Annotated in this window: 22 protein-coding genes; 14 read left to right on the top strand and 8 right to left on the bottom strand. The window is 72.4% G+C overall.

Annotated elements, in window-relative coordinates:
* Window positions 1–50 precede the first annotated feature (50 nt).
* From ACFO0C_RS40640 to ACFO0C_RS40610, 7 genes are read left to right on the top strand one after another with little or no spacing between them, the layout of a single operon-like run.
* A complete protein-coding gene (locus tag ACFO0C_RS40640; RefSeq protein WP_378072156.1) occupies window positions 51–548 on the top strand; it encodes a chemotaxis protein CheW in 498 nt (165 codons plus the stop codon).
* Window positions 545–1,921: a CheR family methyltransferase gene (locus ACFO0C_RS40635; protein WP_378072155.1), complete on the top strand. Its 1,377-nt coding sequence runs from the start codon at window positions 545–547 to the stop codon at window positions 1,919–1,921. Before ACFO0C_RS40640 ends, ACFO0C_RS40635 begins: the two co-directional genes overlap by 4 nt.
* On the top strand, window positions 1,918–2,460 hold the full coding sequence (locus ACFO0C_RS40630) for a chemotaxis protein CheW (RefSeq protein ID WP_378072154.1): 543 nt from the start codon (window positions 1,918–1,920) through the stop codon (window positions 2,458–2,460). The genes ACFO0C_RS40635 and ACFO0C_RS40630 overlap by 4 nt, the downstream gene beginning before the upstream one ends.
* Window positions 2,457–3,926 (top strand): methyl-accepting chemotaxis protein, encoded by a 1,470-nt coding sequence (locus tag ACFO0C_RS40625; protein WP_378072153.1) that lies wholly within the window; start codon window positions 2,457–2,459, stop codon window positions 3,924–3,926. Before ACFO0C_RS40630 ends, ACFO0C_RS40625 begins: the two co-directional genes overlap by 4 nt.
* The gene (locus tag ACFO0C_RS40620; RefSeq protein ID WP_378072152.1) at window positions 3,926–5,989 is read left to right on the top strand and encodes a hybrid sensor histidine kinase/response regulator; all 2,064 of its coding nucleotides are present in this window, start codon (window positions 3,926–3,928) and stop codon (window positions 5,987–5,989) included. The genes ACFO0C_RS40625 and ACFO0C_RS40620 overlap by 1 nt, the downstream gene beginning before the upstream one ends.
* The gene (cheB, locus tag ACFO0C_RS40615; protein ID WP_378072151.1) at window positions 5,986–7,056 is read left to right on the top strand and encodes a chemotaxis-specific protein-glutamate methyltransferase CheB; all 1,071 of its coding nucleotides are present in this window, start codon (window positions 5,986–5,988) and stop codon (window positions 7,054–7,056) included. Before ACFO0C_RS40620 ends, cheB begins: the two co-directional genes overlap by 4 nt.
* Window positions 7,053–9,008, top strand: coding sequence for a response regulator (locus ACFO0C_RS40610; protein ID WP_378072150.1), 1,956 nt, complete (start codon window positions 7,053–7,055; stop codon window positions 9,006–9,008). The genes cheB and ACFO0C_RS40610 overlap by 4 nt, the downstream gene beginning before the upstream one ends.
* Before the next feature lie 59 nt (window positions 9,009–9,067).
* On the opposite strand, the gene ACFO0C_RS40605 is transcribed toward ACFO0C_RS40610, so the two are convergent.
* Complete coding sequence (locus tag ACFO0C_RS40605) at window positions 9,068–11,563, bottom strand: FtsX-like permease family protein (protein ID WP_378072149.1); 2,496 nt, start codon at window positions 11,561–11,563, stop codon at window positions 9,068–9,070.
* Window positions 11,560–12,327 (bottom strand): ABC transporter ATP-binding protein, encoded by a 768-nt coding sequence (locus ACFO0C_RS40600; RefSeq protein WP_378072148.1) that lies wholly within the window; start codon window positions 12,325–12,327, stop codon window positions 11,560–11,562. Before ACFO0C_RS40600 ends, ACFO0C_RS40605 begins: the two co-directional genes overlap by 4 nt.
* A 142-nt stretch (window positions 12,328–12,469) precedes the next feature.
* On the opposite strand from ACFO0C_RS40600, the gene ACFO0C_RS40595 reads away from it, so the two are divergent.
* Window positions 12,470–13,639 (top strand): sensor histidine kinase, encoded by a 1,170-nt coding sequence (locus tag ACFO0C_RS40595; RefSeq protein ID WP_378072147.1) that lies wholly within the window; start codon window positions 12,470–12,472, stop codon window positions 13,637–13,639.
* Entirely contained in the window at window positions 13,636–14,274 is a 639-nt protein-coding gene (locus tag ACFO0C_RS40590) for a response regulator (RefSeq protein WP_378072146.1), read from the top strand. Before ACFO0C_RS40595 ends, ACFO0C_RS40590 begins: the two co-directional genes overlap by 4 nt.
* Here ACFO0C_RS40590 and ACFO0C_RS40585 read toward each other — a convergent pair whose 3' ends face one another.
* Window positions 14,275–15,279, bottom strand: coding sequence for a sulfotransferase family protein (locus ACFO0C_RS40585; protein ID WP_378072145.1), 1,005 nt, complete (start codon window positions 15,277–15,279; stop codon window positions 14,275–14,277).
* Between the two features lie 257 nt (window positions 15,280–15,536).
* Window positions 15,537–16,424 carry a DMT family transporter gene (locus tag ACFO0C_RS40580; protein ID WP_378072144.1) on the bottom strand — a complete coding sequence of 296 codons (888 nt, stop codon included), beginning with the start codon at window positions 16,422–16,424 and terminating at the stop codon, window positions 15,537–15,539.
* A gap of 70 nt (window positions 16,425–16,494) precedes the next feature.
* Between ACFO0C_RS40580 and ACFO0C_RS40575 the strand changes: the two genes are divergently transcribed.
* Window positions 16,495–17,412 carry a LysR family transcriptional regulator gene (locus ACFO0C_RS40575; protein ID WP_378072143.1) on the top strand — a complete coding sequence of 306 codons (918 nt, stop codon included), beginning with the start codon at window positions 16,495–16,497 and terminating at the stop codon, window positions 17,410–17,412.
* On the opposite strand, the gene ACFO0C_RS40570 is transcribed toward ACFO0C_RS40575, so the two are convergent.
* Genes ACFO0C_RS40570 through ACFO0C_RS40560 form a run of 3 tightly spaced genes read right to left on the bottom strand, consistent with a single transcriptional unit; the run spans window position 17,402 to window position 19,276 of the window.
* Entirely contained in the window at window positions 17,402–17,917 is a 516-nt protein-coding gene (locus ACFO0C_RS40570) for a GNAT family N-acetyltransferase (RefSeq protein ID WP_378072142.1), read from the bottom strand. The two genes, ACFO0C_RS40575 and ACFO0C_RS40570, sit on opposite strands and share 11 nt — an antisense overlap.
* Before the next feature lie 34 nt (window positions 17,918–17,951).
* A complete protein-coding gene (locus ACFO0C_RS40565; RefSeq protein WP_378072141.1) occupies window positions 17,952–18,524 on the bottom strand; it encodes a DUF305 domain-containing protein in 573 nt (190 codons plus the stop codon).
* Window positions 18,509–19,276 carry a lytic polysaccharide monooxygenase gene (locus ACFO0C_RS40560; RefSeq protein ID WP_378072140.1) on the bottom strand — a complete coding sequence of 256 codons (768 nt, stop codon included), beginning with the start codon at window positions 19,274–19,276 and terminating at the stop codon, window positions 18,509–18,511. The genes ACFO0C_RS40565 and ACFO0C_RS40560 overlap by 16 nt, the downstream gene beginning before the upstream one ends.
* 105 nt (window positions 19,277–19,381) lie before the next feature.
* On the opposite strand from ACFO0C_RS40560, the gene ACFO0C_RS40555 reads away from it, so the two are divergent.
* Together ACFO0C_RS40555 and ACFO0C_RS40550 are read left to right on the top strand one after the other, a co-directional pair.
* Window positions 19,382–19,723 (top strand): VOC family protein, encoded by a 342-nt coding sequence (locus tag ACFO0C_RS40555; RefSeq protein WP_378072139.1) that lies wholly within the window; start codon window positions 19,382–19,384, stop codon window positions 19,721–19,723.
* 440 nt (window positions 19,724–20,163) lie between these two features.
* On the top strand, window positions 20,164–20,466 hold the full coding sequence (locus ACFO0C_RS40550) for a DUF1905 domain-containing protein (RefSeq protein ID WP_378072138.1): 303 nt from the start codon (window positions 20,164–20,166) through the stop codon (window positions 20,464–20,466).
* 141 nt (window positions 20,467–20,607) lie between these two features.
* Here ACFO0C_RS40550 and ACFO0C_RS40545 read toward each other — a convergent pair whose 3' ends face one another.
* The gene (locus ACFO0C_RS40545) at window positions 20,608–21,228 is read right to left on the bottom strand and encodes a TetR/AcrR family transcriptional regulator (RefSeq protein ID WP_378072137.1); all 621 of its coding nucleotides are present in this window, start codon (window positions 21,226–21,228) and stop codon (window positions 20,608–20,610) included.
* 120 nt (window positions 21,229–21,348) lie between these two features.
* On the opposite strand from ACFO0C_RS40545, the gene ACFO0C_RS40540 reads away from it, so the two are divergent.
* Both ACFO0C_RS40540 and ACFO0C_RS40535 read left to right on the top strand, forming a co-directional pair.
* Window positions 21,349–22,191: an SGNH/GDSL hydrolase family protein gene (locus ACFO0C_RS40540; RefSeq protein ID WP_378072136.1), complete on the top strand. Its 843-nt coding sequence runs from the start codon at window positions 21,349–21,351 to the stop codon at window positions 22,189–22,191.
* Window positions 22,192–22,219: 28 nt separating this feature from the next.
* The gene (locus ACFO0C_RS40535; RefSeq protein ID WP_378072135.1) at window positions 22,220–22,552 is read left to right on the top strand and encodes a hypothetical protein; all 333 of its coding nucleotides are present in this window, start codon (window positions 22,220–22,222) and stop codon (window positions 22,550–22,552) included.
* Window positions 22,553–23,165 lie beyond the last annotated feature (613 nt).

Raw genomic sequence — 23,165 nt, 5'->3', positions numbered from 1 at the left:
AATGTTTTGAAAGTGAGCGGAGCTCGTGGAACGCTGGCTAGCCTGAGGCCGTGGGGGGGCTGCCGGGTGGTGTGCCGACTCCGGCGCCGGCCGCCGGAGTCGCCGCGCTGATCTTCCGGGCCGGTCCGCTGCACTGCGCGCTGCCGCTCGCCGAGGTCATCGAGACCATGCGGCCGCTGCGCACCCGGCCGCTCGCCGGCACACCACCCTATGTGCGCGGGCTGACCATCCTGCGCGGCGCCCCGGCCCCGGTGATCGACATGACCCGGCTGCTGACGGGCGTCGAGGCCCCCGTCGACCGGTACGTGGCGGTCCGTGTCGGCCGCGGCCCGGTCGCCTGCGCCACCGGCGAGGTCCTCGGCGTCCGTGACATCGAGGTGGAGCCGCCGGAGGGGCCGGCCGCACTGTTCACCGGCGTCTCGAAGGCCCTGATCGCGGCCGTCGGCACGATCGGTACCGAGCCCCTGCTCCTGTTGCACGGCATCGCCGCGGTCCCCGACGAGGTGTGGGAGGCCGCCGGCGCCACGCCGCCGGTGGTCCCGTCATGATCGGGGCGGCGTCGCTGACCCGGTTCCGGGAACTGCTCCAGAAACGTCTGGGCTGGACGTTCGCCGACAACGACCTGGGGCAGACCGCCGAGGTGCTGGCCGCCCGTTCGCAGGCGCACGGGCTCAGCACCCGCGAGTACCTGGACCGGCTGGCCGGGCGACGGTGGGCCGCCGAGGTCGCCGAGCTGGCCGGCGCCCTGAGCATCACCGAGACCTACTTCTTCCGGCACTCCGAGCAGTTCCGGGTGCTGCGGGAGCGGGTGCTGCCGGAGCTGATCGAGGCCCGGTCCGGTCAGCGGGTGCTGCGGCTGCTGTCGGTCGGATGCTCGTCCGGGGAGGAGGCGTACTCGCTGGCCATCGCCGCGATCCGGGCCCGCCCCGGCCCGGACTGGATCGTGACGGTCACCGGTGTCGACGCCAACCGGGACATGCTGCGCCGGGCCCGGGCCGCCGTCTACTCGCCGTGGTCGCTGCGGGACACCCCGGAGGACGTGCGCCGCCGCTGGTTCCGGCCCGCCGAGGGCGGCTTCCGGGTCGCCGACGAGGTGACGGCGACGGTCCGGTTCGTCGAGCACAACGTGGCCGCCGACGACCCGCAGCTGTGGCACCCGGCCCGCTACGACGTGATCTTCTGCCGCAACCTGCTGATGTACCTGACCGCGGACACCGTCGCCGAACTGATCCGGCGGATGACCCGGGCCCTGACCGACGGCGGGTTCCTCTTCCTCGGGCACACCGACTCGCTCGGCAGCCGCCCCGACGGCCTGGAACTGTGCCACGCCGACGGCACCGTCTACTACCAGCGCCGGGTCGCCGCCGTCCCCCGTGATCCGGCGCCCGCCGCGCCGCCGCCACGGCCGGCGCGGGCCGCCGCTCCCCCACGGCCGCAGGCCGACGCCGGGGACGGGCGGCGCCGGGCACTGTCGCTGATGCGCGACGACCGGTTCGCCGAGGCCCTCGACGCCGTCGGCACCGGCGACGTGCTCGTCCGGGGCGTGCTGCTGGCCCAGCTGGGCCGGGTCGACGAGGCCCGTGACACGGCGAACCGGCTGCTGCACACCGGCGGGCCGCAGGCCGACGCCCACCACCTGCTCGGCGTGTGCCACGAACTCGACTGCGCCGACCAGGCGGTCGGGCAGTACCGGCTGGCCGCCTACCTGGATCCGCAGTTCGCGATGCCCCGGCTGCGGATGGGGCTGCTCGCCCGGCGGCGCGGTGACGACCGGGGCGCCGCCGACCACCTGTCCGCCGCCCTGGACCTGCTGACCGGCGAGAACGACGACCGGATTGTGCTGTTCGGCGGCGGGTTCGGGCGGCTCGCGCTGACCACGCTGTGCCGCACCGAACTCGACGCGTGCGGGATCCGCCGATGAGCCGGGTGACCGTGGCCGAGCGGGTGGCCCGGCTGCGCGACGACTTCGACCGGTCCTTCGCCGAACCCGCGCGGGTCTTCGACGACGGGAACGTCGAGCTGCTCGCCGTGCGGGCCGGTGACCGGCCGTACGCCATCCGCCTCGACCAGGCCTCCGGCGTGCACCCCGACCGGCCGGTGACCGCGCTGCCCACCACGGTCCGGGGGCTGCTCGGCGTGGCCGGGTACGCCGGCACCGTGGTCCCCGTCTACGACCTGGCCGGGCTGCTCGGCCACCCACTGCCGCAGCGCCCCCGCTGGCTGCTGCTGACCACCGGCACCCCGCCGCTCGCGCTGGCCTTCCACGAACTGGACCGGCACCTGCGGATCCCGGCCGCCGACGTGATCGACGGATCCGCCGACGGCTCCGGGCGGCACGGCTGTCTGCACGGCATGGTGCGGCTGCCCGAGGGCGACCGGCCGATCGTGGACGTGCCGTCGGCCCGTGAACTCGTACACCAGCTGGCCGGACACCGGCCCGTCCCCGAGGAGATCCGATGATGGCCGGCCGCACCTACGGCGGGAAGCTGGCGATCGGCGTCGGCATCACCGTGTTCCTGACCCTGCTCACCATCGTCACGTCGGTGATCGGCCTGGCGTTCGTGGTCAGGTCGAAGGACGCCGCGATCACGTCGGCGACCGAGGACCTGACCGGCGCGGAGAACCTGAGCCGGACCATGGAGATGCGGATCGCCGACTACCGGGCGTTCCTGCTCGACAAGTCCACCGAGAACGCGCAGCTGACCGAGAACAATCATCAGGCGTTCCGCCGGCTGCTCGACGACCTCACCGGCAACGTCACCGACCCGGACTCGAAGACGAAGCTGGAACAGATCGCCGCCCTCGACGACCAGCATGCCGCGGCGACCGCCGAGATGATGACGGCCCGGCGGCAGACCGACGACATCGGCGCCATCACCCGGCTCAACGACGCCAAGGTCGTCCCGATCCGCCGGCCGCTGCAACAGGCGCTCGCCGACCTGATCGACCTGGTCCGCGCCGACGTCGCCGAGGCCCGGCAGGCGTCGTCCACCCGGGCCACCCAGGCGATCGGGCTGGTCATCGGCTTCGGCGTGCTGACCACGATCAGCGCCGTGCTGGTCGCGCTGCGGCTGAGCCGCGACCTGAAGCGGGAGGTCGGTGCCGCCGTCGGGCACATCCAGAGCTCCTCGGCCCAGCTCGAGGCGGCCGCCGCGCAGCAGGTCAACGGCGGCCGCGACCAGGCCAGCGCGATGAGCGAGATCACCACGACGATCAGCGAGCTGCTGATCACCTCCCGGCAGATCGCGGACACCGCCCAGCGGGTGTCGAAGATCGCCGAGGAGACCGAGGCGGCCGCCCGGGCCGGTGACGCCACCATCGACCAGACCCGCGCGTCGATCGGCACGATCCGCTCCCAGGTCGACCAGATCGTCCAGCACATGCTCGCGCTCGGCGAGAAGTCGCAGCAGATCGGCCTGGTCGTGGACCTGGTGTCGGAGCTGGCCGAGCAGACCAACATCCTGGCCATCAACGCCACCATCGAGGCCAGCGGCGCCGGCGAGTGGGGGCGGCGGTTCGCGGTGGTGGCCGAGGAGATCCGCAAGCTGGCCGACCGGACCGCGGCGTCGGCCAAGGAGATCCGGACACTCATCGAGGACGTCCGGGGCGCCGTGAACACCACGGTGATGGCCACCGAGATCGGGGCGAAGGCGGTCGACGCCGGGGCCCGGAAGTTCGACGACGCCACCAACTCGTTCCGGGAGATCGTCCAGCTGGTCTCCACCACCAACGACGCCACCCGGGAGATCGAGCTCTCCACCAAGCAGCAGACCACCGCCGTCGAACAGGTGAACGTGGCCGCCTCGGACACCGCCCGGGTGTCCCGGGAGACCGAGGCCAGCGCGGTGCAGACCAAGCAGACCGCCGCCCATCTCAGCACCCTCTCCAGTGACCTGCTGGAAATGGTCGGCACCGGTCGGCACTGATGGCCGAGAGCAAGGATCCCCTCCGCTACTTCCGGATCGAGGCACGCGAGCTGGTCGACCAGATCAGCGCCGGGGTGCTCGATCTGGACCAGCGGGCCGGGCCGGAGCCGGTGGCGAAACTGCTGCGTTTCGCGCACACGCTCAAGGGTGCGGCCCGGGTCGTCAAGCAGAAGGACATCGCCGACCGGGCGCACGCGTTCGAGGAGGTCCTGGTCCCGCACCGGTCCGGGGAGACGCCGCTGGCCGCTGCGGAGATGCGCGAACTGCTGCGCCTGAACGACGAGATCACCTCCTTCGTCGCCCTGATGGAGAACCCGGCCCGCCCACCGGAGGAGTCCGCGCCCTCCCCCGAGCCGGCCCCGGCGCCCGAACCGGTGGAGGCGACGCCCCAGCGGGCCTCCACCCAGGAACTCGACGAACTGCTGGACGCGATCGGCGAGACCAACACCCGGATGGCGCCGCTGCGGGCCGGCTGCACCGCCGTCGAGCGCCTGCACCGGTCGGCCGAGAACCTCGCCGACCAGCTGCGGCTGGGCCGGGGGTCGGCGACCGGGCCGGTCCGGGCCGCGGCCGAGCGGCTCGCCGGGGGACTCGGTTCGGCCAGCCGCCGCATCACCGACGCCGTCGACCAGATCGAACGCGAACTCGACGACGTCCGGGCCAAGGCCGAAGGGCTGCGGCTGGTGCCGGTCGGATCGGTGTTCACCGCGCTGCGCCGGGCCGTCCGGGACGCCGCCGACGCCGAGGGCCGGCGGGTCCGGTTCACCGCCCGGGGCTCCGGGATCCGGATGGGCGCCCACCTGCTCGGCCCGGTCAGCGGCGCGTTCCTGCACGTGGTCCGGAACGCCGTGGTGCACGGGATCGAACCGGAGGACGTGCGGCTCGCGGCCGGGAAACCGGCCGACGGGACGGTCACCGTCGAAGTCGAACGGCGGGGGCGGTATGCGGTGTTCCGGTGCGTCGACGACGGGCGCGGCTTCGATCTGGAGGCGGTACGGCGTACCGCTGAAGCTCGTGGTCTCCTGCCGTCCGGAGGCCCGCCGCCGGACGTCGACGACCTGCACCGTCTGGTCCTGCAGGGTGGTATCAGCACCTCGCCGTCGGTGACCGAGGTGGCCGGCCGCGGCATCGGGATGGACGCGGTCCGCGAGGTAGCCGCCCAGCTCCACGGTGAGGTGGCGGTACGCAGCACGCCCGGCCACGGCACCACGGTGGAACTGACCATCCCGCTGTCCCTGCTCGCGATGACCGGCCTGATCGTCGAGGCCGGCGGCACCGTGGCCACGCTGCCGCTGGACGCCGTGCGGGCGTGTGTGCGGCTCGGCGCCGACGAGGCCGCCGCCGCCGTCGCCAGTGGACGGCTGGTCCACGAGGACACCGCCGCGCCGTTCCTGCCGCTCGCCGAGGCCCTCTACGCCGGGACGGCGGTCACCGACTCCCCCGGCATCGGCGCCGCCGTCGTGGTGAACGGCGCCGGCGGTGTCTTCGCCATCGGGGTGGACCGGCTCGCCGGCACGTCCGCGCTGGTGGCCAGGCCGCTCCCGGACCTCGCCCCGGCGTCGGCGGTGATCGGCAGCGTCGCCGTGGACGCCGACGGCAACCCGCGGCTGGTACTGGACCCGCGCGGGCTGGCCGACGAGGTGCTGCGCAGCCACCGGGGCGCCCGGCCGGCCGCCACCGGGCCGGCCGAGCCGCTCCCGATCCTGGTCGTCGACGACTCGCTGACCACCCGCATGCTGGAGCGCAGCATCCTCGAGTCGGCCGGCTACCAGGTCGACCTGGCCGCGTCCGGTGAGGAGGGCCTGGAGAAGGCCCGGGCCCGCCGGTACGGCCTGTTCCTCACCGACATCGACATGCCCGGCATCGACGGGTTCACCTTCGTCGAACGCACCCGCGCCGACCCTGGGCTGGCCGCCGTCCCGGCGATCCTGGTCAGCTCCCGGGCCAGCGCCGCCGACCGGGACCGCGGGCGCGCGGCCGGGGCCAGCGCCTACGTGGTCAAGGGCGAGTTCGACCAGGAACAGCTGCTCGACCACATCCGGCGTCTGGTGGTCCGCGGATGACCCGGGTGCTGATCGTCGAGGACTCCGCGACCATGCGGCACCACCTGCGGGAGGCCCTGGCCCCGGACCCGCAGCTGGAGATCGTCGGCGAGGCGGTGGACGGCGAACAGGCCGTGCAGATGGCCGGCCAGCTGCGCCCGGACGTGATCACCATGGACATGATGCTGCCGGGGATCAGCGGGCTGGCCGCGACCGAGCAGATCATGGCCGAGTACCCGACGCCGATCCTGGTGGTGTCGTCAGCCGACCGGGAGGAGCTGTTCAGCACGTACAACGCCCTCGCCGCCGGGGCGGTGGACGTGATGGAGAAGCCACGCGGCGACGCCTCCGACGCGGACTGGGCGATCCGGCTGCGGACGTCGCTGCGGATGGTCGCCCGGATCCGGGTGATCACCCACCCGCGGGCCCGCCTGGACCGCCGGGCCGCGCCCGCCGCCCCTCCCCCGCCGATGCCGATGCCGGTCCCGGTGCCGCCGCCCGGCGGGCTGGCCGTCGTCGCGGTGGGCGCCTCCACCGGCGGGCCGGCCGCCCTCACCGACCTGATCCGGGGTCTGTCGCGCAGCTTCCCGGCACCGGTGCTGGCGGTCCAGCACATCGCGGCGAGCGAACAGTTCGCCGAGGCGTTCTCCGACTGGCTGGCCGGGCAGACCGACCGCGACGTGCGGTACGCCACCGACGGCGCACCGGTCAGCCGGGCCGCCGGGCAGATCCTGCTGGCCCCGCCGGACCGGCACCTGTTCGTCCGCGACGGTCTGCTGCGGCTCAGCATCGGCCCGCCCCGGCACTCCTGCCGCCCGTCGGTGGACGTGCTGTTCGAGTCGGTGGCCGACGAATACGGCGCGAGAGCGGCCGGCTGCCTGCTCACCGGGATGGGCCGGGACGGCGCCGCCGGGCTCCTGCAGATGCGCAACCGGGGCGCCGTCACGTTCGCCCAGGACGAGCACAGCTGCACCGTCTACGGGATGCCGCGGGAAGCCGCGCTGCTCGGGGCCGCCGCCCATGTGCTGCCACCGGCACGGATGGCAGCCCGCCTGGCCGAGCTGCAGCCGACGGCGGTACGCCGATGACGCCGACCGTGCTGATCGTCGACGACAGCCTGACCGTACGGATGGACCTGCACGAGGCGTTCTCCGACGACGGGTTCGCGACCATCCTGTGCGCCACCGGGGCCGAAGCGCGGACCGCGTTCGGCGCGGCGGCCTTCGAGGCGGCGGTCCTGGACGTGCTGCTGCCCGACGCCGACGGCCTGGAACTGCTCACCGAACTGCGGCACACCCCCGGCCGGGACGGGGTGGTGACGATGCTGCTGTCCAGCGAGAGCGAGGTCACCGACCGGCTGGCCGGGTTGCGGATCGGCGCCGACGAATACGTGGGCAAACCCTACGACGCCGGGTACGTGGTCGCCCGTACCCGCCAACTGCTCGGGGAGACGCCGGACCGGGCCGCCGACCGCACCACCGTCCTGGTGATCGACGACAGCATGACGTTCCGGGAACGGCTGCGGGACCTGCTCGAACCTGAGGGCTACGCGGTCCTGACCGCCGGCGGTGGCGAGGAGGGCCTGCGGATGGCCGCCGACCGCCGGCCGCACGCGGTGATCGTCGACGGGGTGATGCCCGGCATCGACGGCGCCACCGTCATCCGGCGGATCCGGCTCGACCCGGCGCTGCGCGACACCCCGTGCCTGCTGATGACCGCGGCCGACGACTACGCCACCGAGATGCAGATGCTCGACGCCGGCGCCGACGCGTTCGTCCGCAAGCAGCAGGACCTGGCGGTGGTCCTGGCGAAACTGGCGACGGTGCTGCGACAGAGCGCCGAACAGCTGCCGATCGAGGCGCTCGGCGGGGCGCACGGTCCGGGCAAGGTCCTCGCCGTCGGACCGGACCGGGCCGAGCTCGACCGGTGGGCCGAGACACTGCGCGCCGACGGCTACGACGTGGTGCACGCCACCGGCATCGACGACGCCCTCGACCTGCTCGCCGCCCAGCCGGTCGACTGCATCGTGATCGGCCTGGACGGCGACATCGACCGGGCCCGCGAGGACTGCCGCCGGCTGCGGGAGGTACCGGAGGTCGGCGACCTGCCGCTGGTGATGGCCGGCGCCGAGGACCGGATGCTGGACTGCCTGGCCGCCGGCGCCGACGACTACGTCCGCGACGCCGACATGCCCGAAGGCCTGCGGGTGCACGTCCGCGCGCAGATCCGCCGCAAGCAGTCACACGACGACGCCCGGCGCATCCGTGAGGAGCTGATGCGCCGCGAACTGGACGCCGCCGAGGAGCGGTCCGCCCGGCAGCTGGCCGAGACCCGCGCGGCGATGGTCGAGGAACTGGAGTGGCGCAACCGGGAACTGGAGGCGTTCTCCGGGTCGGTGTCGCACGACCTGCGCGGCCCGCTCCAGGTGATCAGCAGCTTCGCCGAACACATGCTGGAGGAGGACGAGGAGCCGCTCGGCGAGAAGACCCGCTACCGGCTGACCCGGATGCACGCGGCCGCGATGCGGATGGCCGACCTGGTCGAATCGCTGCTGATCCTGGCCCGGGCCAGCCGCGGCGAACTGCGGCGGGAGCATTTCGACATGACGCTGACGGCCCGCCAGGTGATCGGCGACGTCACGGCCCGCGATCCCGACCGGCAGGTGACCTACACGGTACGGGAGGGGATGACCGCCGACGCCGACGAGGGCCTGGTCCGGGTGATCCTGGAGAACCTGATCAACAACGCGGTCAAGTTCACCGGCAAGGTCGACAGCCCGGTCATCGAGGTCGGCACCGACGGTGAGCGGTTCTACGTCCGCGACAACGGCGCAGGTTTCCCCGCCGAACAGGCCGGCCAGCTGTTCCGGCCGTTCGCCCGCCTGCACGACGCCCGCGAGTTCCCCGGCACCGGCATCGGCCTGACCACCGTGCACCGGGCCGTCGAGCGGCACGGCGGCGAGATCTGGGCCGAAAGCGCCGAGGGCCGCGGCGCGACGTTCTTCTTCACCCTGCCACGCGAGCCCCGGGAACGGATCTAGCAGTCGTCGACCCCGGCCAGTGGAAGCCGGCCGGGGATCGACGGTGCCGGGTGGGTGGGTCAGTCGGTGCCGAGGGCGGTCACCGGACTGACCCGGGCCGCCCGGCGGGCCGGGAGCACGCCGGCCAGGGCGGTCAGGCCCACCAGGACGGCGAAGACCGCGGCGAGCTGCCACACCGGGAAGGTGAGCGGCGCGTCGTTGGCGAGGGCCGAGATGGCGAGCCAGGCGTACGGCACACCCAGCGCGAGCCCGAGGACCGCGCCGATCACGCCGTACAGTGCGGACTCGGTGGTGAGCATGGCGTGCAGTCCGCCGCGGGACATGCCGACCGCACGGAGCAGGCCGGACTCGCGGACCCGTTCGACGACCGACAGGGCCGTGGTGGCGCCGACGCCGACGACGGCGATCAGGACGGTCAGGCCGATCAGGGCCAGCGCGATCACCATGAGTACCGCGAGCGCGTCGTTGACCTGGTCGCGCTGGTCGGCGAGGACCTCGACGCTGACCTCCGGCTGGGCCGAGGCGGCCGCCCGCAGTGCCTGGAGACCGGCGGTGCGGCCCTCCTCGCCGGTGCCGGCGGCGTCGGCGAGGACCCCGGTCGGTGCGGCGGGGACTCCGAGCTTCGTCAGGTCGGACGGGTCGAGCAGGGCCTCGGTGTGCAGGGGTGTCTGCCCGCCGAGGACGGCGGCGACGGTGAGGCGTACCTGTGTGCCCTCGCGGGTCAGGGTGACCTGGTCGCCGACGCCGACGCCGGCGGATTCGGCGAGGTAGCGGGCGAGCACCGCCTTGCCGGGGGCCAGGTCGGTGACGTCGCCGGCGGCGGTGTCGAGGCCGGACAGGCGGGGCAGCGCGGTCATCGACACGTCGGTGGCGCCGGCGTCCTCGAACCCGCCGACGGTGATCCCGCCCGCCCAGCGGTAGGGGGTGACCCGGGTCAGTTCGGTGCTCTGCCGGGCCCGCTCGACGACGCCGTCCTTCAGGGTGGTGCCGGTGGTGCCCTTGAGCTCGAAGTCGGCGGGGGCGGCGGCGATCGTCTCGCGTTCGGCGAGGATCCGGATCGAGTCGCCGCCGACCAGCACCCCGGTCAGCAGGGTGACGCCGAGCGCGACCACCACGGAGACGGCCGCCGCGCGCCGGGCGCTGCCGCCGACGCCGCCGACGGCGAGCCGGCCGACCGGGCCGAGGCGGCGCAACGGCCATCCGGCGAGCACGAGGACCGGCCGGACCAGGACCGGGCCGAGAGCGATCAACGCGACGAACGCGAGGCCACCGGACGCGACGATGCCGAGCAGCAGGTTCTGTACGTCGACGTCGTCGTCGGGGGTCTTCGGCAGTCCGGTGACGACCAGGGCGGCGACTCCGGCGGCGGCCGCGGCCAGCAGCAGCCCGGTGATCGCCCGGAGCATGCCGACGCCCTGCTTGGCGCCGGTCGTCGACGCCGACCGCAGCGCCTCCAGCGGGGCGACGCGCGCGGCGGAGACCGCCGGGGCAAGGACGGCGACGACGGTGATGAGCACGGCCAGAGCGACCGTCCCGGCCGCCTCGGCCAGCGGGAACCCGGGCCCGGCGAGCTCGAAGCCGAACGCGGACAGCACCGGCGGGAGCACGTGGCCGACGGCGAGGGCGGCCAGCACCCCGGTGACGCCGACGACCAGGCCGGTGAGCGCGCCCTCGGCGGCGAGCGCCCGGGCCAGCGTGCCCCGGCCGGCGCCGACCGCACGGAGCAGGGCGAGCTGCCGCATCCGCTGGGCGAAGACGATCCGGAAGGTGGAGGCGGCGATCAGGCCGGCCGCGATCACGGCGACCGCGACGAACACCTTCACCACGATGAAGACCTGGTCGACCTGCTCGGCGGCGGCGCGGGCCTCGGCGAGGCGGGTCTCGGCACCGGTGGTGATCTCGGGCGGGCTCTCGCCCTTGAGCTCGGCGGCGATGGCGTCCTGGACGGCTGTCGCGTCGGCGCCGGCGTCGAGCCGGATGTCGACACGCTCGATCCAGTCGTAGCCGGCCGAGGTGACGGTGGCCGGCAGCCCGTACGCCAGGAAGCCGATGTCGTCGCGGGCCTGGACCACGCCGACGACGGTGAGGGCGACCTTCTTACCGTCGCCGGAGTCGGCGGCGGGTTTCGAGCCGACGGTCAGCCCCATCCGTTCGACGGTGCGGGGGGTGACCGCGATCTCGCCGGGCGCCGCCGGATAGCGGCCCTCGGTGACCGTGACGGTGCTGAGCGGCCCGCTGCCCGGGTCGGTGGCGATGACCAGGTCACCGGCGGGTGTCCGGACGCCGATGGAGCTCCGGACGGCGGTCTCGGCGACGCCGGGGAGGTCGCTGATCGCGGCGAGACCGGCCGCCTTGATCTCGCCGTTCTGGACGACCAGGTCGGCCGCCTCCGGGGTGCCGCTGAGCCCGTTGAGAACGCTGCGCTCGGTGATCTGCTGGGCCAGGACGGTGGCGTAGACGACGAACGAGGCGACGAGCACCGCCAGGCCGGTGAGCAGCAGCCGGGCCGGGCGCTTGCCGACGCCGGTGAGCTGGGTACGCAGGACGGGATTCACCGGCCGGCCGCCAGGTTCTGCAGCGCCTCGGTGACGGCCGCGATGTCCGGCTGGTGGATCTCGCCGGCGAGGCGTCCGTCGGCAAGCATGACGACCCGGTCGGCGTACGCCGCGGCTCCCGGATCGTGGGTGACCATGACGATCGTCTGGCCCAGATCGCGGGCCGAGTCGCGGAGCAGGGCGAGCACCTCGGCGCCGGAGCGGGAGTCGAGGTTGCCGGTCGGCTCGTCGGCGAAGACCACCTCGGGACGGGACACGAGCGCACGGGCCAGGGCGACCCGCTGCTGCTGGCCGCCGGACAGTTCGGCGGGCCGGTGGCCGAGTCGCCCGGCCAGGCCGAGCGTGGTGATCAGCCGGTCCTGGAAATCGGTGTCGGCTTTGCGGCCTGCCAGGTCGAGCGGCAGCGTGATGTTGGCGGCCGCGGTGAGCTGCGGCAGCAGGTTGAACGACTGGAAGACGAACCCGATCCGCTCGCGCCGGGCCTTGGTGAGCACCTTGTCCGGCTGCTTCGTGAGGTCGGTGCCGCCGAGCAGCACCTGGCCGGAGGTGGCGGTGTCCAGCCCGGCGAGGCAGTGCATGAGGGTGGACTTGCCGGACCCGGACGGGCCCATGATGGCGGTGAACCGGCCGCGTTCGAAGCCCACGGTGACGCCGTCGAGCGCGCGGACCGCGGTGTCGCCGGCGCCGTACACCTTCACCAGGTCCACGGCCGCGACCGCCGCCAGGCTGTCGCGGTCCGTCACGGGTGAGGACTGCCTCTGCATGTGAGCTCCAAGCTCGCTGGGAATTCCGACGTGACGGATACTGCTCGATCGATGCATTCGGCCACATCCGCCCGCTGTCGGGGAGCCGGGTCTTACTTTCGGCCGATGGGGACCGCCATCGGCCCGCCTACGCTGGGTCACGATGATTAACCTCGCCCTGCTCCGGATGGGTCAGCTCGCCGCCCTGGGGGCGCTGGCCCTGCTCGGCATCCTCGACCTCCGGGGCGGCATGGGCTCGCACAGCGTCGAGGTGACCCTGTGGCGGGTGGGTGCCGCGGTCGCCGCGGCCGTGGTCTGGCTGCCGGCGCACAGGCAGGGCTCCACCCGCCTGCCACAGGCCGCGCTCGTGCTGGGCCTGCACTCGCTGCTGCTGACCGCCGCGCTGTTCGTCTACGGCGGGACGGAGTACAACTCGCTCTGGGGCCTGGCCGAGTCGGCGGCGCTGCTCGGGGTGCTGATGGTGGTGTCCCGCCGGGGCCGGTCCGACTGGGCGGTCCCGGCGGTGGCGGTGGTGCTCCTGGCGGTCGGCGTGCTGCCGCTACGGGCCGGGTCGGAGAGCATCGTCATCACGTTCGGGCTGATCCAGGCGCTGGCCGGGGCGGCCGCCCTCGGGATCGGCATCTACCTGCGCACGCTGGAGGGCAACCGGCAGCGGGCGGTCGACGCGATCCGGGCCGAGCAGCGCACCGAGTTCGCCCGGGACCTGCACGACTTCATCGCCCACCACGTCACCGGGATCGTGGTGCAGGCGCAGGGGGCCCGGTTCATCGCCGAGCAGGACCCGCAGCGGGTGCTGCTGGCGCTGGAGCAGATCGAGCAGGCCGGGGCGGAGACGATGGCGTCGATGCGGCGGATGGTGGGGGTGCTGCGCGATCCGGATTCGAAACCGGACGCCCCGCTGGCCCCGGTGTCCGGGGTGTCGGATCTGGAGACGCTGGTCGGGCAGTTCGACGCGGCCGGCGGTCCGGCGGCGCGACTGCACGTGGACGGGGAACTGGCCGGGATGCCGGTGGAGGTGTCGACGTCTGCCTACCGGGTGGTGATGGAGGCGCTGACCAATGTCCGGCAGCACGCCCGGGAGGCCTCGTCGGTGGATGTGTGGGTCACCCGTACCCCCTTGCAGTTGATGGTCCGGGTGAGAAACGACGGGCCCGCCGCCCGGACGCCGACCGTGCGGGAACGCCCGGGGTACGGTCTCGTCGGCCTCGCCGAACGGGTCCGCGCCGTGGGCGGGCGGATCACGGCGGGCCCGGGCGTCGGCGGCGGCTGGATCGTCGACGCGGTGCTGCCACTGGAATGGAGCAATTCTTGATCCGGGTTCTGATCGCCGACGACCAGGCGATGGTCCGCACCGGCTTCGGCATGATCATCGGCGCGCAGCCGGACATGGAGGTGGTCGGTGAGGCCGCCGACGGGGTGGACGCGGTCGCCGAGGCGCGCCGGCTGAAACCGGACGTGGCGCTGATGGACATCCGGATGCCGCGGATGGACGGCCTGCAGGCGTTGCGGCTGCTCGCCGGCCCGGACGTGCCGGAGCCGGTGAAGGTGGTCGTGGTGACCACCTTCGACCTCGACGAGTACGTGCATCAGGCTCTGCTGGGCGGCGCGGCCGGGTTCCTGTTGAAGGACTCCGGCCCGGCGCTGCTGGTGGAGGCGGTGCGGGCGGCCGCCTCCGGGGACGCGCTGATCAGCCCGTCGATCACGGTCCGGCTGCTGCAGCACCTGTCCGCGCCGGCGCCCACCGGCGGCGACGGCGGCCTGTCCCCCCGTGAGCTGGAGGTGGTCCGCCTGACCGCCCGCGGCCAGACCAACGCGGAGATCGCCGGCGAGCTGTTCATCTCGGTCGGGACCGTGAAGACACATCTCGGCAGCATTCACACCAAACTCGGCACCCGGAACCGGGTGGAGATCGCCGCGTGGGCCTGGGAGCGCAGGCTGGTCAGCTAGTCATCGGGCCCTGAGCTGCCCGGAGGTGAGCAGTGCGCCGACCGGCGGCTCGGCGGCCTCGGAGGAGCGGATCTGGGTCCACAGGTTGCGGGCGGCCTGCTTGGCCGGGCCGAGCCGGTGGCGGGCGATCAGCCTGGCGTCCGAGCGCATCCGGGCGCTGCGGGCCACCGGCGCCGACGGCTCGTAACCGAACTTCGCCAGCCGGTCACCGAACTTCGTCTCGCACCGGCGCAGTTCCTCGTCGGTGAGACGGGTGCGCCAGCTCTGGATCCGCTCGGTGGTGGGCGCCTGGTGGGTGAGCGTGTGCCAGGTCTTGTACTCCGGGACGGCGACCGAGGCCAGCTTGTTCGGCGCGCTCATCGCGGGGTCGTACTCCTCGTCGAGGAAGTCGCACATCCGGCGCAGGTGCGGTTCCGGGTCGGCGACCAGGTCCTCGTAGCGCACCTGGTGGTAGACGTCCTTCGGGTAGCGCCGGCCGGCCAGCAGTGACGCGTCGGCCGACTGGGTCCAGTAGTCGACGAGGGTGTCGAACTCCGACGGCTTCCACGGCGTCTCCTTGAGCGACGCCACGCAGTCCCGGCCGTCCCGCATGATGTTGATGATCTGCGCGTCCGGGAACAGGCGCAGGATCGTCGGCAGGTGCCGCAGGTAGAGCGGCCGTTTGTCGCCCCAGCGCGGCTTGCCGAACCGTGCCGAGTACATCCGGAAGACGATGCCGAAAGCCGAGCCCAGGGTGGGCGGACCGGCCACGATCGCCTCGGTCGTCTCGTCGCCGTCCAGCCCCAGGTCCCCGAACTGTGACGACTCGACGATGAACCGGGCCAGTTCGTACCGCTGTGCCTGGTTGGTGAGGTCACCGAACTCGGCGCGTTTCTGGTAGGCGGCCAGCAGGAACCGGGTCTCCGGGGGCAGCGCGATCCGCGGATGCGCATGCAACATCAGCTGCAGCATCGTCGTACCGGAACGGGGACAGCCGACGACGAAGATCGGGCGGTCAGAAGGCATGCCGACCACCGTAGAACGTCCTCAGTGTCATGTCGCTCCTCTCCAGGTCATCCCTACGATCTTGATGACCCGGCAAAGATTTCGCAAAAAGTCTGTGCAGCCAAGGGGTCAAAGCTGTCGTCCGCCTGTGAGTTAACTGCCAATATTCTTGCCCAGACCATGCCGTTCGCTTAACCGTTACACAAATGACCTGGTCGGAGCCGGTCGGACGGGGAAGCCGATCCGCCGAACGGATCAACCTCCCCGCTTGACATCGCTCACCGTGACGGCTCGAGCACCTTGCCTTCCGTGCGACGGGCCGCCGGCCGTGTGCAGAACCAACATCCTGCCACCACCAGAGCGAAGCCCCCGATCGTGCCCACCCCGATCGGCTCGCCCAGCAGGGCCACACCCAGCAGCACCGCGACCACCGGATTGACGTAGGTGATGAGCCCGGCCCGGTTCGGCCCGGCCAGCGCGATCAGCCGGTAGAAGGCGAGCAGGGCCACCGCCGTACAGAGCACTCCGAGCAGCGCGAGCGCACCCCAGGAGCGGGCACTCACCGGCGTGTCCGGCAGATTGAGCAGGGCGATCGGCGCCAGTACGACGGTGGTGGTCACGGTGGTGCCGATGGTCAGCGTCTCCGGCGGCAGGTCGGCGGCCCGGCGCTGGACCAGGATCGTGGCGACGCCGTAACTGACCGCCGCGGCCAGCACCATCGCGGCGCCGAGCAGGCCGTACCGGTCGCCGGAGAGGTCGACGCCGACCAGCACCACCACACCGGCGAAGCCGAGCACGAGGCCGAGGACCCGGCCCGGGGTGAACGGCTCGGTCCGGGCCATGAGCAGCGCGATGAGCACCGGCTCGATCGCGATCAGGATGCCGGTCAGCGAGGACGTGATGTGCCGCTCGCCGTAGGTGATCAGCAGGAACGGCACGATGATGTGCACCGAGGCGAGCAGGGCGATCGTCCGGCCCCGGCCACGCAGGGCGCCGAGCGTCCCGCGGATCAGGGCGATCGGGATCAGCACGGCGGCCGCGATGGCGGTGCGGCCGGCCACCACCAGGACCGGCGACAGGTCCTCGATGGCGATCTTGATGAGGAGGTACGGCAGGCCCCAGAGGACCGAGCAGAGCACGAACAACGACCAGGCGAGACGATTCACCCCCTCAGACTGAGCCCGTAGGGTAGTAAGCGGAAGCGGTCACTTACTGATGCCGTGTTAAGGAAAACTGATGATCGACCCGCGTCGTCTCCAGGTCCTCACCGAGGTCGCCCGCCAGGGCAGCTTCAACCGCGCCGCCGCCGAGCTGCGGCTCACCCCGTCCGCGGTCTCCCAGCAGATCAGCGCGCTGGAGCGGACCGTCGGCACCCCGGTCGTGCGGCGCAGCACCCGTGGCGTCGAGCTCACCGACGCCGGCCGGGTCCTCACCGAGACCGCCGCAGCCATCGCCGCCGAGCTGCTCACCGCCGAGCGGGAGATCGCGCGGCTGGCCACCGTCGGCGCCGAGAGCCTCACCGTGGCCACCTTCACCAGCGGCGGCCAGCGCATCCTGCCGCACGCGCTGACCCGGTTCACCAGCGCCCGGCCCGGCGTCGAGCTCACCGTCATCGAGAGCGAGCCCGAGGAGAGCCTCGCCCTGGTCCGCTCCGGGGCAGCCGACCTGGCACTCGTCTACCACTTCGACGGCCCGCCGCAGATCCCGCCCGGCCTCGACTTCACCCCGCTGCAGGACGACCCGATGTGGATCGTGATGCCGGCCGGGCACCGGCACTCCGGCCGGACCGAGGTGGCCATCGCCGAGCTGGCCGGCGAGCGCTGGGTGCAGGGCTGCCTGTCGGTCGGCGACATGCTGGAGCACTACGCGGCGATGGCCGGCTTCGAGGTGATCACCGCCTGCCGGGGCACCGACTATCAGTTCGCGCAGTCGCTGGTCCGGGCCGGCGTGGGCATCGCGATGATCCCCGAGGTGGCGCTCACCACCGACGCGTCCGGCCTCACCGCGGCCCGGCTCACCCCGCCCGGCCCGTGCCGTTACGTCGGCGTGGCCACCCCACGCCGGCGGCGCTCCGACCCGCTGGTCGCCGCCATGGTCGGCGAGCTGCGCGACACGGTCGCCGCGCTGCCCGCCGGACCGCTGACTACAGCGTGATCCAGTAACGCTTGATGGTGCCGATCTCCGAGTCGTGGATGTCCTGCAGCACGCCACCGTTGCGCTCGATCGTGCGGGCCGAGCCGATGTTGGCCACGTCGCAGGTCAGCATCACCCGGGTCAGGCCCAGCGCGCGGGCCTCCGGCAGGGTCTCCCCGAGCGCCCAGGCGGCCAGGCCGTGACCGCGGGCCGACGGGCGCAGACCGTAACCGATGTGACCGGCCGCCTCCCGCAGGAAGTCGTTGAGCTCGTGCCGCAGGGCGATGGCGCCGAGATAGCGGTCGCCCTCGACGATCCAGCGGAACGAGCAGCGCACCCAGTCGGCGGGTGCCTGCTTCTCCGCGTCGAGGAGGCGGGTCACCCACGCCGCGAAACCGTCCGGCGTGTCGACCTCGTCGGACTCGCGCAGGCCCGAACCATCCTGGTGGACGCCACGACCCCACTCGTCACGGGACTCGATCCAGGAGGCGTGCAGAGCGGCGGTCGGCGCGATGAGTTCGGGCATGCGCCGACCGTACCCAATCCCCGCTATTGATCTCTCAGCCCGCCGCCAGCGCGAGAAGCCGCTGGATCTGCCCCTGCCGCGACTCCGTCATGCGGTTGGCGAGATCGACCGCCCCGGGGTACGCCCCACCGGTCGCCTCCATCCGGATGGTCTCCATCGCGTTGTGCAGATTGCCGAGCAGCAGCGCCACGGCGGCCCGGTCGAACTCGGCACCCTCGAACGCGGCCAGGCCCTCGAAGTCCTCCTCGCGCAGCGAGTGCAGATCGCCGTGCCCGGCGTGCAGCCCGGCCGACGGGTCCGCCGCCAGCGGCCGCTGCCACTGTCCGAGCCAGCCCGCCATGGTGTCCCGCTCGGTCCTCCACTGCCGGCGCAGTTCGGTGACGACGGCGCGGATCTCCGGATTGGTGGCCCGGCCCTCGGCGATCTCCGCGACCCGGTCACCCTCGCTGATGTGCCCCAGCCCCATCTGCAGGAACATCACGTCGGTGTCGTTGAACGCCGGCTCGGCGGTCTTCCCGGCGCCACAGGCCGCCAGCAGGCAGAACAGCAGGAGGGTGAGGGCGGCCCGGAACGCCGGGCCGCCCGTTCCTGCTAGACGGCGGTCCACAGCGCCGCGACGTACGGGGGCTCCCAGCCGGCCAGTGCGGTGTGCGCCTGCCGGCACTGGTAGGTGGCGCCGTTGTACGTCACCCGGTCACCGACCCGGTACGCCGTACCGGCCGCCCACGTGGTCGACCCCGGGTTGGTGGTCTGGGTGGGGGTCGGCGTGGGGCTGGTGGTGGGCGTCGGGGTCGGCGTGGTCGGCGTCGGCGTCGGGGTGGTCGGCGTCGGCGTCGGGTTCGTGACGCCGCCGAAGTTCAGGTCCACGCACGAGTAGAACGCGTTGATCGTGTCGGCGATGTTCCACCGGGCCAGCACGGTCTGCCGCCCGGTGTACCCGGCGAAGTTCACCGTGTGCGACTTGGTCGCCCCCGGCTGCGCGCCGTTGTCGTTGAAGGACGCCACCAGCTTGTTGCCGATGAAGTACTCCCACGTCGAGGTGGCGTGGCGGGCGGTCAGCACCCAGTTGAAGGTGACGCTGGTGCCGACGTTCGCGGCCGGCCAGCTCTTCGCGTTGTCGTTGAGGACGGTGAACCGCGTCGTGCCGCCGTTGCACTGGGTCGAGCCCTTCGGGGCCTCGACACTCTGCGGCTCGTAGACGATGTCACCGCAGCCGGATACCGCGCCGCTCGCGCAGTTGGCCTGACGGCTGGGCGGGGATGAGATGTAGCCGTGCGCGGACGCCGGGGAAGCGGCCACGAGGAGGGATCCACTGACCGCCGCGACGGTCAGTGCGGGAAGGGTGAACCTGCGTCGCATGCTTGCTCCTTGTCAAGTGTTGCGTGTTCACCAACGTAAATTAAAGACTCCTTACAGTAAACACTGTTAAGGAATTTTAGGGTCGTGGCGGGTTAGGGTCGGGGCATGTCCGTGGACCTTTTCGCCGGAATCTCCGTCAGCGACTACCCGGCCGCGATCGGCTGGTACGAGAAGCTCTTCGGCCGACCGGCCGCGTTCTCCCCCAACGACGTCGAGTCGGTGTGGCAGGTCGCCGAACACCGGTACGTGTACGTGGAGCACCGGCCCGCCCACGCCGGACACGGGATGGTCACACTCTTCACCGGGGACTTCGACGAACTGGTCGCGGGGATCGCGGCACGAGGGCTCACACCGGCCCGGGAGGAGACCTACGAGAACGGGGTCCGCAAGACCACCTACATCGACGCGGACGGCAACGAGATCAGCTTCGGCGGGGCGCCGCTCTGAGCCACCTCCGCCGACCCTGGCTCCGCAGCGGCATGCGGCGGGCCGGCGTCCGGCGGGCTCGACTACTACCGGGAGACGGCGGAATACCGCCAACCGCCTCCCGGCCCGCCGTACAGGCCACCCTCCGTCCCCACCGCCAACCACCCCCGGCCCGCCGTACAGGCCACCCTCCGTCCCCACCGCCAACCACCCCCGGCCCGCCGTACAGGCCACCCTCCGTCCCCACCGTCAACCACCCCCGGCCCGCCGTACAGGCCACCCTCGGTCCCCACCGCCAACCACCCCCGCCCCGCAGCACAGGCCACCCTCCCCTTCCCACCGCCAACCACCCCGCCCCGCCCGAGATCCCGACCGTTCCCGCCCCTCCCGCCTTCCCCGCCGGCTGACCGCGGCGATGGCCCTGGGCGGAAAATGTCGTAGGTGGGTGGCATGCTGCCGGCGTGAGGGTGGAGTTCGAGAGCGAGCTGTGGATCTGGGATGCACGGCGCGACGAGAGCTGGACGTTCGTGAGCCTGCCGACCGAGGCGTCCGAGGAGATCCGGGATCGGGCCGGCGGCCTGCGGCGCGGGTTCGGGTCGTTACGGGTCAGGGCGACTCTGGGTGGCAGTTCATGGACGACGTCGGTGTTTCCCGACAGCGGCCGCGACGCCTACGTGCTGCCGGTGAAACGGGCGATCCGCACCGCCGAGTCGCTGACCGCGGGTGACGTCACCACCGTGACCGTCGAGCTGCTCGACCTGTGAGCCTCACCCGCGAAGGCTTTGGCATCTCACCAGGCGACGGCTTTGGGCCTCACCCGCGAAGGCTTTCGCATCTCACCAGGCGGCGGCTTTGGGCCTCACCCGCGAAGGCTTTCGCATCTCACCAGGCGACGGCTTTGGGCCTCACCCGCCGAAGGCTTTCGTGATCGAGGCCTCGGCGCGGGGGAGGTCGTCGCCGGCGCCCGCCGCGAAATTGACCAGGTGGGTGCGGAAATCGGCGTCGCCACCGGCCGGGTCGGGGTAGAAGCCGGCCAGTTCCAGGCTGACCAGGCCGTGCGCCAGGCACCAGGACTGCCGGGTGAGGACCCACGGCTCGGCCGGGCGGAACCGTCCGGCCTCGATGCAGCGCGCCACGGCGTCCCGGGCGACCCGGAGTGTGTAGGCGCCGATCCCCCGGTCCTCGGTGGTCAGCTCGATGCCCGTGGCGCCGAACATCACCCGGTACAGATGTGGGGCACGGTGGGCGGCCCGGCGGTAGGCGAGCGCCAGGGAGGCGCAGTCGGCAACCGGGTCGGCGGATCCCGGAACGTCCTCGAGCTCGGCGGCGAGCCGGGCGAATCCCTCGTGGATGATCGCCCGGACCACCGCGGGCATACCGCCGAAATGGGTGTAGACCGCCATCGTCGACGTCCCGGCGGCACGGGCCAATGAACGCGCCGACAGCGCCCCCGGCCCCTGTTGCGCGAGCACCTGCGCGCCGGCTTCGACGAGTTCGGCTCGGGGGTCTCGACCTGGCTTCGCCACCCGCCTACGATAACGACTGTTATGCAATAACACCTGTTATGGAGGCGGATCATGGCGAAAGCCCAACCGGCGGGCGGCCCTCTCAGCGGTGAAGTCGCAGGCCACGGTTCGCTCCTCCGCGTGGGGCTGCTCGGGGACTCGTCGGCGGCCGGGTTCGGGGCGCCCGATCACGCCACCGCCCTGGCCGGCCGGTTCGCCACCGCACTGGCCGCGGGCCTCGACCGGGCCGTCTCCTGGCGGGTCGCGGCCCGCGGCGGCGCCACCGCCCGCACCGTCACGGCGCTGGTGCCCGGCCTCACCGACCCGGCCACCGGCTGGCGCCCCGACCTGGTGGTCGTCGCGGTCGGCGTCAACGACACCACCCGGCTACGTCGTCCGGCGGCCTTCCAGCGCGACATCACGCGCCTGCTCACCGCCCTGCGCACCGAACTCGCCACCACCAAGCCCCAGACGCCCTCCCTTGTCGCCGGGATCACACAGGCCCCCACCCGAATCACGGGACCGGGACCGGGACCGGGACCGGGACCGGGCACGAAACCAGAGCCGGGATTGGCGACGGCTCCGGGCACAGGACCGGTGACGGGACCAGGCACAGGACCGGTGACGGGACCAGGCACAGGACCGGTGACGGGACCAGGCACAGGACCGGTGACGGGACCAGGCACAGGACCGGGACTGGGCACGAATCTCGTTCCGGTGCTGTTGTCGGGTCTGCCGCCGGTGCATCGGTTCCCGGTTCTGCCGGCACCGGCGCGGCTTCTGTTCGGTTCACACGCCCGGCGTCTCGACCGTCGGCTCGCCGTCGCCGCCGCTGAGCATCCGGCCGTCCATCATTTGCCTATCGGCGACATCCCCATGGACGAGCCGGGCCTGTTCGCCTCCGACGGCTTCCACCCGGCACCACCTGCATACGAGATCTGGGGCCGACTCCTGGCCGGTCAAGCCGTTCCACTGCTGACGTGATCTCGACGGCCATCAGCCGGGACTCCTGATGGCGAAGTCGGTCGTCGGCCCGCCGCACTTTGCGCCCACCACGTCGAGCAGCCGCAGAATCCCGCCGCCGCAGACCTTGCACGACTGCATCCACGGCCCCAGGCAGTCGCGCAAGATCGCCATCACCTCAGTTGCTGACCCCAACAGCGACAGCGGGCAGCAGGCAACGCGCAACGCGCACCGCGCAACGCGCAACGCGCACCGCGCACCGCGCACCGCGCAACGCGCACCGCGCAACGCGCAACGCGCAACGCGCAACGCGCACCGCGCACCGCGCACCGCGCAACGCGCACCGCGCACCGCGCACCGCGCACCGCGCACCGGCGGCTAATCACGAGCGGACGAGTGGCGGAGAGCCCGCAGCGGGCGGGCGACGACCAGCGCACACAGTACAACGATCACGTGCTCCCGTTGTCTGATAGCTCAAGGCCGCGCGGTTGAGGCTTCACGACGGTGCACCAGTCCTGACCGGACATCGACCCTGACTGTGGACACAGGAAAACTGCCCGGCAGACCAGATCCGGGTCGGGGCGGCGATACTGCGGATGGGCGGCAGGAAAGAGGACGCCCCGACAACCGCACTCTCCATCAACGATGGGGGAGGCGTCGTGACATGCCCGGCCATCCTCGTCACGCCGACCGACGACGACCGCGACTATGACGCGGGTTCCACGCCCCGCGCGATCAACCCCCGGTCGTGAAGACTCAGAGATCGGGGCAGGCGTTCACCGGCGAATCTCGCACCCTGCCTGTTCAGGTCGACTCTGCAAGGACCGCCCCATGACGAGGACCGTCTGGAACACCCGCTGCCAGGCCGGGTACGCGTGCCCTCCTACGACAGGACGCCAGACACACCCAACGCCGCACCGGGCACGCGGACGGCCCTTCGACAGGGCGCCGGGCGCACCCAAAAAAGCCAGTGGAGTCCCTGATAGTGGTGTAAC

The organism is Actinoplanes subglobosus, from assembly GCF_042650585.1.
GTDB lineage: Bacteria > Actinomycetota > Actinomycetes > Mycobacteriales > Micromonosporaceae > Actinoplanes > Actinoplanes subglobosus.
Note: the sequence above shows the minus strand (reverse complement) of the source record. Positions and strands in the feature narration are given on the sequence as shown.

Bases quoted from the DNA above. Each gene is read 5' to 3' on its own strand.
- ACFO0C_RS40635 (WP_378072155.1), top strand. From the start codon at position 545: ATGATCGGGGCGGCGTCGCTGACCCGGTTCCGGGAACTGCTCCAGAAA.
- ACFO0C_RS40630 (WP_378072154.1), top strand. From the start codon at position 1,918: ATGAGCCGGGTGACCGTGGCCGAGCGGGTGGCCCGGCTGCGCGACGAC.
- ACFO0C_RS40625 (WP_378072153.1), top strand. From the start codon at position 2,457: ATGATGGCCGGCCGCACCTACGGCGGGAAGCTGGCGATCGGCGTCGGC.
- ACFO0C_RS40620 (WP_378072152.1), top strand. From the start codon at position 3,926: ATGGCCGAGAGCAAGGATCCCCTCCGCTACTTCCGGATCGAGGCACGC.
- cheB (WP_378072151.1), top strand. From the start codon at position 5,986: ATGACCCGGGTGCTGATCGTCGAGGACTCCGCGACCATGCGGCACCAC.
- ACFO0C_RS40610 (WP_378072150.1), top strand. From the start codon at position 7,053: ATGACGCCGACCGTGCTGATCGTCGACGACAGCCTGACCGTACGGATG.
- ACFO0C_RS40600 (WP_378072148.1), bottom strand. From the start codon at position 12,327: ATGCAGAGGCAGTCCTCACCCGTGACGGACCGCGACAGCCTGGCGGCG.
- ACFO0C_RS40595 (WP_378072147.1), top strand. From the start codon at position 12,470: ATGATTAACCTCGCCCTGCTCCGGATGGGTCAGCTCGCCGCCCTGGGG.
- ACFO0C_RS40585 (WP_378072145.1), bottom strand. From the start codon at position 15,279: ATGCCTTCTGACCGCCCGATCTTCGTCGTCGGCTGTCCCCGTTCCGGT.
- ACFO0C_RS40575 (WP_378072143.1), top strand. From the start codon at position 16,495: ATGATCGACCCGCGTCGTCTCCAGGTCCTCACCGAGGTCGCCCGCCAG.
- ACFO0C_RS40570 (WP_378072142.1), bottom strand. From the start codon at position 17,917: ATGCCCGAACTCATCGCGCCGACCGCCGCTCTGCACGCCTCCTGGATC.
- ACFO0C_RS40560 (WP_378072140.1), bottom strand. From the start codon at position 19,276: ATGCGACGCAGGTTCACCCTTCCCGCACTGACCGTCGCGGCGGTCAGT.
- ACFO0C_RS40555 (WP_378072139.1), top strand. From the start codon at position 19,382: ATGTCCGTGGACCTTTTCGCCGGAATCTCCGTCAGCGACTACCCGGCC.
- ACFO0C_RS40535 (WP_378072135.1), top strand. From the start codon at position 22,220: ATGGCGAAGTCGGTCGTCGGCCCGCCGCACTTTGCGCCCACCACGTCG.